The organism is Gilliamella apicola (genome assembly GCF_003202655.1).
GTDB lineage: Bacteria > Pseudomonadota > Gammaproteobacteria > Enterobacterales > Orbaceae > Gilliamella > Gilliamella apicola_R.
This window is the reverse complement of sequence record NZ_QGLR01000014.1, coordinates 137,541-150,551: the sequence shown is the minus strand read 5'-3', so window position 1 is coordinate 150,551 and position 13,011 is coordinate 137,541. Positions and strand designations below refer to the sequence as shown.

Sequence of the window (13,011 nt, the reverse complement as noted above, 5' to 3'; positions counted from 1 at the left end):
TTAATAATCATCTTCGTCTTGATTAAACCCTGCTCCTGGACTACCAGAACCTAAATTATCTTTAATTGCATTAAAGGTTTCAGATTTAGCTAGAACAAAAATGAAAGCAATAATGGCACCCAGAATCGCATAGGTGACCATAGTTATACTTAGTGGTTTGGCAATAACAGCAACAAAATAGGCTAATAGGAAGAAAATAATATAACTACGTTTACCGATAACATAGACAGTTACAGCTATACCAACAGCGGCTAAACCTCCGCCAATAACGTTAAGGATATGGAATATAAAACTACTTGAATTTGTTTTGATTAAATCTGCAATAAATGGGGCACCATAATATAAAGCAGTAAACATAAATGGTATAAAGATAATGAAAGCAATGATAATCGGAATACCAATAATTGAGAAAGTTAATCCGGTACTACTGCCTTTGGCTGCAAATTTGTCAGTGAATCGTTGCATAGCAAATGTATTTACGAAAAATCTTAATTGATATAAGTAAGATCCCAATAGACCGACAGGTACCGCAACGCCAACAGCAGTTTCCGGCGACATGTTACCGAGCAGTGTCACAGGTACGGCTATTGCCGTTGCAATTGCAGGCTCGGATGGCATTTGCCCCCCCGGTGAAAAAACTCCCATATAAATTAATTGTATAGCAGCTGTGGCTATCATGGCATTATGAACATCATTAAATACTATACCCACTACTAAACCAGTCATCATAGGTGAAAATCTGAGTGTAGTTGTCGCACCGCCAAGAAAGGCTCTTGACATAACTAGTGCTATCCAAATAGCAACTAGTAATGCTTGAAGAAAAGTTACATGCATATATTTATTCCATTGTTTAAATATTTATTGTGATAAGTTAATAAAAAACACATCACATGACTTGATAACTAAAATTTATTCATTTAGTTATTCATGTATTTATTTATTTAGTTATTTATGCTAGCCGGCCAATTTTTGGGCGCCTTCTACCGCCTCTTTAGCCAATGTAGTTATTCCTAAGAAATTTCCTTCGCGAATAAAATCAGTTGGCACAAACCAAGAACCACCAACACAAATTACATTTTTAAGTGATAGATAATCTCGGTAGTTGTTTAGATTAATTCCACCTGTTGGGCAAAATTTTGCATCTGGAATTGGGCCTGCAAATGCTTTAAGTGCGGCTATACCGCCATTTATTTCTGCCGGGAAAAATTTAAATGCCGTTAATCCTGCTTCTTTAGCTGTCATCAATTCGCCAATTGTTGCTATACCCGGAATTACCGGTACCGAACCTTCAACAGCTGCTTTTAGAATAGCCGGTGTTAATCCTGGTGTGATAATAAACTCAACCCCCGCTTTCGTGACTTCTTTAAGTTGTTCAACCGAGGTGACCGTTCCTGCGCCTACTATAGCTTCAGGAACTTCAGCAATAATCTTTTTAATTGCCTCAAGCCCGCATGCAGTACGTAAAGTCACTTCTAACACTTTTACCCCTCCTGCAATAAGCGCTTTTGCTAATGGCACGGCATCATTAACATTTTCAATTACAATTACCGGAACTACTGGCCCTAAAGATAAAATTGCTTCTGCTGATTTTTTCCAATTTTTCATGTTATTAACCTCTAATAATGAATAAAATTTTATTTGTCTTATACCAAAATCATCAATATTGAATATATTGACTTTTCATGGTTAATCTTTACTGATTTACTGAATGTAATGGCTTATTGCCGTTAAGTACTCTGACAACGTCTTGCGCTGCCATAACTAATGTTTTTACAATGGCATCTTGGGTAAATGCCCCTGTATGTGGTGTTAAAATGACATTTTTATGATTAAAAAATCGAGAATCGGTGAAAGGTTCTTCAGTGAAGGTGTCTAGGCCAACACCGCCGACATAACCACTGGTTAAAGCATCATAGAGATCATCATTATTAATTAAATCTCCACGCGCGGTATTAATGATGTAAACACCTTTTTTCATTTTGCTGATGTTTTCTTGGTTGATCATTCCTCGAGTTTGTTCGGTTGCCGGAAGATGTAGGGAGATGAAATCTGCTAATTCGAATAACGGTGTCATAGAGTCATAATATGTCACACCATATTTTTCTTGAAGTTCTACATTCGGATAGAGATCATATGCAATAACCTTCATACCAAATGCCGAACAGCGGATGGCAAGGTTTCGACCAATAGAGCCTGTTCCGAAAATGGCAATAGTTTTACCACTTAATTCAACACCATCTTCTCTTTTCCATGAGCCAGAACAGACACTTGTGTCCATCACATGGATTTTACGCGCCAATCCGGTAATAAAGGAAAAAGCAAGTTCACAAACCGATAAACTGTTTGTACCTGGCGTGACGGTAACGACTATGTTATTTTTTTTTGCGGCGATTAAATCTACACGATCATAACCGACCCCGTTCCGGGCAATGATTTTTAAATTTGCTGCGGCATTAATCACGTCAGAAGTTATAAAATCTAAACCAGCTATAAGCGCATCAATATCTTTTACTAAAGGTATTAATTCTTCAGCTTTTAATGGTTTATCTGGAGTAACAATGCGGATTTCGTGTCCGGCATCTTCTAAAACTTTTTTGGCCGCATCGCATGTGGCAAATGCTCTAGCGGTGGTTAAAACTACTGCCATTGGTAGTGCTCCTATTCATCTCTATATCGAGTCAATTTAATTTTGGTTTTAAAAAAATAACTGCTGGAAATTGCTTAAAATTTCCAATGAAACCGGTTTCTTTGCAAAAGAAACCGGTTTCATTAGTTATTTATATTTTTTGAGTATATTAAATTGGAAAGGTAAAATCTGTTGGCGAGATCACATTTTTAAAAAAAGTATAAAAATAGATCAAATTTAAATAACTTTTATATTAAGGCCTAGTTAACGCAATTATTAGCCTAATTTTTTAAGAAGATCTGTTTTCTTGAATCTATTTTTAATGATTACTTTGATTGTGATCTATTTTCTGCTATGCACAAATAATCAGCTTTTGGCGTTATGTAAAACTTAGCGCTATTGGTTCATGCAAACCTATTTTGATGATGGTTATAGGGTCATGTTGGTTAATTTTTGCAATATACCTATTATATCTATCTAGATATTTCTAATTAAAAATAGTTAATAATCATCAGTGATTAACCGTGATAGTTAGCTATACTTTCTCCTTCAATATATTGGACAGGAAGTTCAACTACATTAGAGGATATGAGTTTTCCATTTAACCGTTTGAGTAATATTTCTGCGGCAATTTTTCCCATTTCGAACTTCGGTGTTAAAACCGATGATAGTTTGGGATTTACTGATTGTCCGATATCATATCCATGAAAACCGGCTATGGCGATTTGTTGAGGAATAGCAATATTACGTCGCTGGCAGGCAAAAAGTACCCCTAAAGCAAGACTATCATTGCTGCAAAATATGCCATCAACTTGCGGGTATTCATTCAATACTTGAGTGAGTAATTGTTCGCCAAGTGTATAAGAAGTGACTTCATTTGATAAGATAGTAAAGGTCTCTAAATTATGTTCAGCCATTGCCGCTTCGTAACCCTCTTTACGTAAAGTGCCTCTTTCATTTAATTGACTACTTAAATAGACAATATTTTTTTTGTTGGTTTTTATCATACGTTCAACCATATTTTTTGAGGCTTTAAAATTATCATAGCCAACCGCCATATCAATACAAGGGCTAATACAGTCCATTATTTCAACCACGGGGATGTTGGCTAATTGGATCATTTTCAGAGATGCGGGGGAATGATTTCGTTCCGTGAGAATTAAACCATCAATATTATAAGACAGTAGCGAACGTAGTCTCATCTCTTCTTTATCTTTATGACGTCCAGTATGGGCTATCATGACTTGATAATTATTTTGGTCAGTAATTGTTTCGATACCTTGTAAAACTTCGGTGAAGATTTGATTAGTTACTGACGGCAAAATGACACCTATTGCGTGGCTTTTTGCATGGGATAACATATTGGGGACTTTATTGGGTAAATATCCAAGGGTTTCTATAACTGTTGAAATGCGTTTTTGTAATGAGGGTGATACCAGATCAGGCGTATTCAAATAACGACTTACTGTTGCTTTACTTACTCCAACTTGTTTAGCAATATCTAATAATCCGGTTCTTTTCTTTATCATTCTTATACTCATTATTGTGCTTCATAAGCGCGACTATCTCACGGAAGTGAATGTTTTTTATATTTTAATGCGGGTATTTTATCATCATTTTATTTCTTATCTACTATCATTAATATTTGTTAAATTATCATGAAGTTGTTTTAAATATTTATCTTCGAAATTATTATTTGTGTTGCGATCAATGATGTTAAAAAATCTTTCCAATAAGTTAATATAAAAAATTATGATGATATTTAAATTTTTTAGTTTAAAAAACGCCACATTTCTGTTTACTCACATTAAAAGTAAATAGATGAATATTTAAACGTCATAATCGGCTAATTGGCTATAACCTAAGCTACAGTTTTGTCATGTATTAATGGCAAATTATGTTATCTATTATCCTGACGTTAATTATAACGTGATGATTATCAATAGGTTATAAAATGACTTAACTTAATTTTTCATTAATACTTATCACCGGATTATCAGAAAATAGATAGTGATCCCGTTTGGTCTCAAAATCTTCACTTGCGGCATCAAATAACATTTTTTTGGTATTTTCTAAATGTTGCCACATAGCTAGTTTGGCCGCTTTAGGATCGCGATTAATGAGCGCTTCTAATATTTTATCATGTTCTTGCCACCAACTTTCAATGTCTTGTTGTTGTACATGTTCATGCAGTTTTTTCCACATAGGGTTCAATGTTCGTTGTTGCCAAGCTTCTTGAACGATGGTAATTAAAGCGGTATTGCGGGTGATCATGGCAATTTGCGTATGGAATTTTAGATCCCAATCTGAATCCCGATAATGATCTTCTTTTTTAGCATTATGCTGAATTTCTAATAATTTGACGATGTCGTCTTTAGTGATTTGTGTTGCTGCAAATTCGGCAATATTACTTTCAATAAGTTGACGGGCCTGTAATAATTCAAATGGTCCTGTAGTTGAGAAATTTAGCCCTTGTGAAGCGGTTAGGACATTGGGTTGTAAACTATTGGCGATAACATGAATCCCAGAACCTTTCCTTGCATCAACATAGCCTTCAACTTCTAGCATGATGATGGCTTCTCTGACAACTGAACGGCTTACTTTTAATTCTTCACAAATCAATCTTTCAGATGGTAGTTTACTTCCTACCGGATAAATGCCGTCAATAATTCGGTTTTTAAGTTCTGTGGCGATAACTTGGTAAAGTCTTTGATATTCGTTCTGTTGTTCAGTCATGATGAATTTTGTATAAGTCCTTTAAGTTTTTTTCAGACTTTTAAAATAACATCTAATTGCTTCAAATTAAATAATATTCCTGCATTTTTTTAATAAAGTTTTTTGTCAGCTAACTTTATTTGGCTAAAAAATATCCCTTTAATTATTATGGGTATAGAAGATTTTTGTGATGTATGTCAACTTTTTTAGTTGTCAGGCATGTTATTATACGCCAAAATATCTATATATATTTAGGAGCAATTAAAGATGTACAAAACGATAAAAAACCTGCGATGGTATATGATAGCATTAGTCACCGTAGGGACAATACTTGGTTACCTTACTCGCAATTCAATCGCGGTAGCCGCCCCAGTTTTAAACGAAGTGATGGGGTTAACAACTCAACAATATTCATATGTGGTAGCAGCTTACTCAGCTTGTTATACCATTATGCAGCCAATTGCCGGATATGTTCTAGACTTGTTAGGCACAAGAATGGGGTATGCAGTGTTTGCTATTCTATGGTCAGTATTTTGTGTAAGTACTGCATTTTCCGGTAGTTGGATCGGACTGGCTTTTGCTCGAGGTGCGGTAGGGGCAACCGAAGCGGCAATGATTCCGGCTGGACTCAAAGCAACCAGTGAATGGTTTCCTGCTAAAGAAAGATCGATTGCGGTTGGTTGGTTTAATTTAGGTTCGTCAGTGGGGGCAATGATTGCACCGCCATTAGTTGCTTGGGCAATATGGTTCCATAGTTGGCAATGGGCATTTATTCTATGTGGTTTATTAAGTTTTATTTGGGGAATTTTTTGGTTAATTCTTTATCGCCATCCAACAAAACAGAAACGCCTTTCTGAAGAAGAGAGAAAATATATCTTATCTGGTCAAGAAGCGAGTCATCAGACATCAAATACTGAAAAATTACCAACGAGTAAAATTTTAACAAGTCGACGTTTTTGGGGTATCGCTTTACCAAGATTTTTAGCCGAGCCTGCCTGGGGGACTTTTAATGCTTGGATTCCATTATTTATGTTCACCGCTTATGGCTTTGATTTAAAACAAATCGCTATTTTTGCTTGGATGCCGATGCTTTTTGCTGATGTTGGCTGCGTCCTAGGTGGTTATATGTCACCATTCTTCCAAAAACATTTTAATGTAAGCTTAATTAATTCAAGAAAAATGGTAGTGACAGTTGGTGGCGTTCTTATGATTGCCCCTGGTCTGATAGGTTTATTCTCAAGCCCATATGTTGCAATCTTTTTATTCTGTATTGGTGGTTTTGCTCATCAAGCATTATCCGGCGCATTAATTACTTTATCTTCTGATGTATTTGGCCGTAATGAAGTTGCAACCGCAAATGGGTTCACTGGTATGGCGGCATGGTTAGCAAGTACTATTTTTGCCCTTATTGTTGGTGCACTTGCAGATACTGTTGGATTTAGTCCGCTATTTGTGATTTTATCTTGTTTAGATCTATTAGCTGCGTTAGCGGTTTGGACAATCTTAAAAGAACCCGCAGCAGATCAAAAATAATTAATAAATTAATTAGATTATAGGAGTATATACTCCTGTAATCTTTAATAGTTAACTACTATTTATGGAGAATAAAATGAGTTTTTTAACTGAAAACTTTTTACTAGATACTGAATTTTCTCGTCAGCTTTATCATGATTTTGCTGCTGATCAACCGATTTTTGATTATCACTGTCACTTACCACCAGAACAGATTGCTAAAGATTATCAATTTAAAAATCTGTATGACATCTGGTTAAAGGGTGATCATTATAAATGGCGTGCAATGCGTACCAATGGTGTTGCTGAAAAATTCTGTACTGGTACTGATGTGAGTGATTTAGACAAATTCAAGGCTTGGGCGGAAACAGTTCCTCACACCATTGGTAATCCTTTATATCATTGGACACATTTAGAACTGCGTCGTCCTTTTGGAATTGATAATGTTTTATTATCACCAGCTACAGCAGAGCAAATTTGGAATACTTGTAATGAGATGCTTGCCACTCCAGAGTTTTCAGCTCGTAGCATTATGAAAAAAATGAATGTTAAAATGGCCGGTACCACCGATGATCCTATTGATGATTTAGCTCATCATAAAACTATTGCCGAAGATAGTTCATTTGAGGTTAAAGTTTTACCAAGTTGGCGTCCAGATAAAGCATTTAATATCGATTCGGAATTTTTTGGCCAATATATGGAAAAACTTTCTGCGGTAGCCGATGTGGAAATTTCTAACTTCCAAGCGCTTTGTCAGGCATTATCCAAACGTATGGACCATTTTGCTGCTCATGGTTGTAAGATTTCTGACCATGCATTAGATACCGTTGTTTATGAAGAAGCCTCTGAAAAAGAGTTAGATACCATTTTAACTAAACGTTTATCTGGTGAGGTTTTAACCGCTAAAGAAGTTGCTCAATTTAAAACGGCAGTACTTATTTTCTTAGGTGTTGAATATCACAAACGTCAATGGGTTCAACAATATCATATCGGCGCATTGCGTAATAATAATTCAAGAATGTTTAATTTAATGGGGCCAGATGTAGGGTTCGATTCTATTAATGATTCACCAATTGCGCAGCCACTTTCTCGATTATTAGATGCCCAAGCAAAACAAGATGCGCTACCTAAAACGATTTTATATTGTTTAAATCCTTCTGATAATGAAATTCTAGGTACTATGATTGGTAACTTCCAAGGTGCTGGTATTCAAGGAAAAATGCAATTTGGTTCTGGTTGGTGGTTTAACGATCAAAAAGACGGCATGATTCGTCAAATGACACAGCTTGCCCAACTTGGCTTATTAAGTCGTTTTGTTGGTATGTTAACAGATAGCCGTAGCTTCTTATCTTATACTCGTCATGAATATTTCAGACGTATTTTATGTCGCATGATTGGACGTTGGGTTGAAGATGGTGAAGCACCACGTGATATCCAATTATTGGGTCAAATGGTTAAAAATATTAGTTTTGATAATGCTAAAAACTATTTTGGCATTGAACTAAGCTAAGAGCATTAAGTCGTTGTAATTAGATTAATTAAAGAAGAGTTAGAGTAATGAAAACATTAAACAGAAATGATTTTCCGGGTGCAAAATATACGACTCGTGTTGTTCAGTTTGGCGAAGGTAATTTTTTACGGGCATTTTTAGATTGGCAGTTAGATATTCTTAATGAGAAAACTGATCTTGATGCGGGTGTTGTGGTGGTTCGACCGTTAAATACCGATTTTCCGCCATCATTAAGTATTCAAGATGGTTTGTATACCACACTGGTTCGTGGTTTAAATGAACAGAATCAAGCGGTGAAAGAGTTTAGATTGATTCGTTCAGTGAATAATGAAATCAATGTGTATACTCAATATGATGAATATCTTGAGTTAGCTAAAGACCCGAATATTCAGTTTATATTTTCAAATACTACCGAAGCGGGCATTAGTTATGTTGAAAGTGACCAATTAACCGATAAACCTGCAACTAGCTATCCAGCTAAATTAACCGCATTTTTATATGAAAGATTTGTTCACTTTGCGGGTAGTAAAGAAAGTGGTTTGATTATTATCCCTTGTGAATTAATTGATTATAACGGCGATGCACTTAAAAAATTAGTACTGAAATATGCCAACCAATGGAACTTGTCAGACAAATTCATACACTGGCTTGAAAATGATAATTTATTCTGTTCCACTTTAGTTGATAGAATCGTACCAGGTTATCCGAAAGCGCAAATTGCTGAACTTGAAGCTGAATTGGGCTATAAAGATAATTTTATTGATTCAGCGGAATATTTTTATCTGTTTGTTATTCAAGGACCTCAATGGTTGGCAGACAAGTTATGCCTAGATAAATGCGATATAAATATCAAAATTGTTGACGATATCAAACCATATAAAGAGCGTAAAGTGGCCATTTTAAATGGTGCCCATACCGCTTTAGTGCCTGTTGCTTATTTATCGGGTATTGATACTGTTGGTGAATCAATGAATGATCCACAGATCTTATCTTATATTAAAGAGACTATTTTTGAGGAAATTATTCCTGTTTTAGATTTACCTCATCAAGAATTGGTTGATTTTGCTCAGTCTGTTATTAGTCGTTTTAAAAATCCATTTATTGAACATCAATTGATGTCAATTGCCTTAAACAGTATGACTAAGTTTAAAACCCGTATTCTTCCTCAATTAATCAATTATCAGCAAGAGAAAGGGACATTACCTAAACATTTGGTCTTCTCTTTTGCGGCATTAATTGCATTTTATCGAGGTGTACGTAATGGGCAAAACTATCCATTACAAGATGATGCAATTTGGTTAGAACGTTTTAATAATAGCTGGACAGCCATTGCTGAAGGCAAAAGTTCATTAGAGGATTTAATCAAAGTAGTATTAGGTGACACAGCTCATTGGGAGCATGATCTATTAAGTATTCCTCAATTAGCACAAACTTTAACACACTATTTAACTGTCATAACCGAAGAGGGGATGCGTCAAGCAATTGAAAAATGTGTTGTTGGTAGCGAATAACATGAGTGATTTAATGGTTAAATATATAAAAATCAATAATAAAGATAATGTCGGTGTGGCATTATCTGATTTAGAAGCACATGAAAAAAATATCGTCGTTGATGGGCAGGTTATTGACCTACAAGAGCCGATTAAACAAGGGCATAAGTTTGCGCTTATCGATATTGAGCAAAATGAAAATATTATTAAATATGGTTTACCAATAGGCCATGCTACCCGCTTAATTAAAGCGGGTGAGCATATTCATTCGCATAATTTGAAAACCAATTTAAGTGATATTAATGATTACCAATATCAACCTACTTTATCAAAAAATGAGTTGTTGCACGAGATAGCTGATAAAGAAGTGCAAATTTATCGACGTAAGAATGGTGAAGTTGGTATTCGTAATGAACTCTGGATTATACCAACGGTAACTTGTATTAACGGGATTGCAGAACAAATAGTTAAACAGTTTCGTGATGAGTTAAATAACCAATTAGCAATTGATGGTATTACGGTACTTGAACATCCTTATGGATGTTCACAATTAGGACAAGATCATCAAAATACCAAAACTATTTTACAAAATTTAGTTAAACATCCTAATGCTGGCGCGGTTTTGGTGATTGGACTTGGTTGTGAAAATAATCAGGTTTCAGAATTTAAGGCTGATTTAGGAGAGTACGACGAATCTCGAGTTAGATTTTTAATCGCTCAGCAAGAGAACGATGAAGTCGAATCAGCGTTGGTTCATTTAAGAGAACTTTATGCCATTATGCAACAAGATAAACGTGAAGTAGGGCGTTTAAGCGAATTGAAATTTGGCTTAGAGTGTGGTGGTTCGGATGGTTTTTCTGGTATCACCGCCAATCCAATGCTTGGTCTGTTTTCTGATTATGTTATTGCTCATGGTGGCACAAGTGTGCTTACTGAAGTACCAGAAATGTTTGGTGCTGAAAATATTTTAATGTCACATTGTATTGATGAGTCCACTTTTGACAAAACAGTACATATGATTAATGATTTTAAACAATATTTTATTGCAAACAATCAACCTATCTATGAAAACCCTTCTCCTGGTAATAAAGCTGGTGGCATTACAACGTTAGAGGAAAAATCTCTCGGTTGTACCCAAAAAGCCGGCGGTAGTGAAGTTATTGATGTACTCAAATACGGTGAAATGTTAACTAAACATGGACTGAACTTACTAAGTGCACCAGGTAACGATGCAGTAGCTACTGGCGCGTTATCAGCGGCTGGTTGTCATATGGTACTCTTCACCACAGGCAGAGGAACGCCTTATGGCGGTATTGTGCCAACGGTCAAAATTGCAACCAATACTCAATTGGCAGATAAGAAAACCAATTGGATCGATTTCAATGCCGGTAAACTTATACAGGGTGTATCAATGCAATCTTTGTTGTTAGAGTTTATTGAGTATATCGTTCAGGTTGCTAATGGCAAACCAACACGTAACGAAATCAACAACTTCAGAAACTTAGCCATTTTGAAAAGTGGTGTAACTCTCTAAGTAAAAATAAAAAAATAAATATCTATGTCATTAAGTCCTTCGGGACTTAATGCAAGGGATCTTTTTTTGTATAAAAATTATAGGAATCTTTTATGGGCAAAAGAAAAGAGAATAAAATTACATGGTTAGTAAGATTCTCCTACGGTAGTGGTAATTTAATTGGTAGTGGCGCATTAGCCATTAGTGGGGCTTGGTTACTCTATTTTTATACCACTTTTTGTGGTTTAAGTGTGGTGCAAGCAGCATTAATTTTTTCGATCGCTACTTATTTGGATGTCATACTCAATCCATTGATGGGCTTTATTACCGACAACTTTTATCAAACTAAAATCGGGCAACGTTTTGGTCGGCGGCGATTTTTTATTTTGATTGGTATACCGTTGATGGTTATTTACCCAATGCTATGGATTGATGGTATGGGATTTTGGTACTACTTAGTTACCTATATTTTATTTGAGATTATTTATACCAGTATTATGATCCCATTTAATACCTTACCGGTAGAAATGACCGCTAACTTCTCTGAACGTACTTATTTGACTGGTTCAAAAGCGATGTTTGGTAAAGTAGCTAATTTCTTAGGTGCCGCAATACCGGGGGTATTTTTCTATTTCTACAGTAAAGAATCCGCAACACCATTTTTATTAACCGGCATCACTTATGCCACTATCATGATGTTAGCGTTAATTCTACTCTATTGTAATAGTTGGGAAAAACCTAAAGAAGAAGTAAAAGATGAATCTGTTCATAGCTTTTTTGAAGCTATTAAAAAGCTTTTCATCGACATATTATCAACCTTCCGTATCAAAACATTTAGGACACATTTAGGCATGTATCTATTTGGATTTGGTGCTGAATGGTTGTTTACCGCGGTATTTACCTATTTCATCGTATTTAGTTTAGGTGAACCGCGCTCATTTGTGGCTTCAATGAATTCATTAAGTAGTATTTGTCAGTTGGTTTCTACTGCATTTTTTATGATGTACTGTGCTAAAAAAGGCTTTAAAAAACCATTTATTATTGCACTATTGATTGTTATTTCATCAATGATGGGGTATGTCGGTATTTATTACTTTAATCTACCGCATATTACTTGGATTGTTGTTGGTATTACTATTTGGTTTGGCTTGGGGACTGGTGGTGTTTACTATATTCCTTGGAGTGTATATGTGTTCCTTGCAGATGTAGATGAAGTGGTAACCAATCGTCGTCGTGAAGGGGTATATGCAGGTGCAATGACGATGGCCGGTAAATTAGTTCGAGCTTCAATTGTTTTTGTACTAGGTGTGATATTAAGTGCCTATGGATTTGAATCGAAATCACATATTCAACCACAAAGTGCGATTGATGCTATTAATGGTATTATTTTGTATGGGGTAGTTGGTATGGCATTAATTGGCGCCTTTTTTGCTTGGCGAATGAAGCTTGATCACGCTACTCACTCCATCATTATTAATGAAGTTGCCCGTATCCGCCAAGGTGGCAAAATGGAAGATGTTACTCCTGAAACCCGAAAAGTGGTTGAAGAACTATCAGGGATCGCTTATGACAAATGTTTTGGTAATAATAACATTGGCTTTAAGCAAAAAGAGAGCACAACGAAATAAAGAAAATATATATCAGG

General features: G+C 35.6%; 10 protein-coding genes. 5 read left to right on the top strand and 5 right to left on the bottom strand.

Going from position 1 to position 13,011, the window contains the following annotated elements; all coding sequences use genetic code 11:
- The 5 genes from DKK70_RS13170 to exuR form a co-directional block, all read right to left on the bottom strand.
- Window positions 1-834, bottom strand: coding sequence for a PTS mannose/fructose/sorbose/N-acetylgalactosamine transporter subunit IIC (locus DKK70_RS13170; RefSeq protein WP_110434423.1), 834 nt, complete (start codon window positions 832-834; stop codon window positions 1-3).
- A 120-nt stretch (window positions 835-954) separates the two neighbouring features.
- Window positions 955-1,605, bottom strand: coding sequence for a bifunctional 4-hydroxy-2-oxoglutarate aldolase/2-dehydro-3-deoxy-phosphogluconate aldolase (locus tag DKK70_RS13165; RefSeq protein WP_110434422.1), 651 nt, complete (start codon window positions 1,603-1,605; stop codon window positions 955-957).
- Between the two features lie 88 nt (window positions 1,606-1,693).
- Window positions 1,694-2,647: a phosphoglycerate dehydrogenase gene (locus tag DKK70_RS13160; RefSeq protein ID WP_110424181.1), complete on the bottom strand. Its 954-nt coding sequence runs from the start codon at window positions 2,645-2,647 to the stop codon at window positions 1,694-1,696.
- A 497-nt stretch (window positions 2,648-3,144) separates the two neighbouring features.
- Window positions 3,145-4,155, bottom strand: a complete 1,011-nt coding sequence (locus DKK70_RS13155; RefSeq protein ID WP_110434421.1) for a substrate-binding domain-containing protein — start codon at window positions 4,153-4,155, stop codon at window positions 3,145-3,147.
- Window positions 4,156-4,585: 430 nt separating this feature from the next.
- Complete coding sequence (gene exuR / locus DKK70_RS13150) at window positions 4,586-5,362, bottom strand: transcriptional regulator ExuR (protein ID WP_110424179.1); 777 nt, start codon at window positions 5,360-5,362, stop codon at window positions 4,586-4,588.
- Window positions 5,363-5,608: 246 nt separating this feature from the next.
- Between exuR and DKK70_RS13145 the strand changes: the two genes are divergently transcribed.
- The 5 genes from DKK70_RS13145 (at window position 5,609) to DKK70_RS13125 (ending at window position 12,994) form a co-directional block, all read left to right on the top strand.
- A complete protein-coding gene (locus tag DKK70_RS13145) occupies window positions 5,609-6,874 on the top strand; it encodes an MFS transporter (RefSeq protein ID WP_110424178.1) in 1,266 nt (421 codons plus the stop codon).
- 76 nt (window positions 6,875-6,950) lie between these two features.
- Complete coding sequence (gene uxaC, locus DKK70_RS13140; protein ID WP_110434420.1) at window positions 6,951-8,363, top strand: glucuronate isomerase; 1,413 nt, start codon at window positions 6,951-6,953, stop codon at window positions 8,361-8,363.
- A 47-nt stretch (window positions 8,364-8,410) separates the two neighbouring features.
- Window positions 8,411-9,874, top strand: a complete 1,464-nt coding sequence (locus tag DKK70_RS13135; protein WP_110434419.1) for a tagaturonate reductase — start codon at window positions 8,411-8,413, stop codon at window positions 9,872-9,874.
- Between the two features lie 13 nt (window positions 9,875-9,887).
- Window positions 9,888-11,387, top strand: a complete 1,500-nt coding sequence (locus DKK70_RS13130) for a UxaA family hydrolase (protein WP_110434511.1) — start codon at window positions 9,888-9,890, stop codon at window positions 11,385-11,387.
- Between the two features lie 92 nt (window positions 11,388-11,479).
- On the top strand, window positions 11,480-12,994 hold the full coding sequence (locus DKK70_RS13125; RefSeq protein WP_110434418.1) for an MFS transporter: 1,515 nt from the start codon (window positions 11,480-11,482) through the stop codon (window positions 12,992-12,994).
- Window positions 12,995-13,011 lie beyond the last annotated feature (17 nt).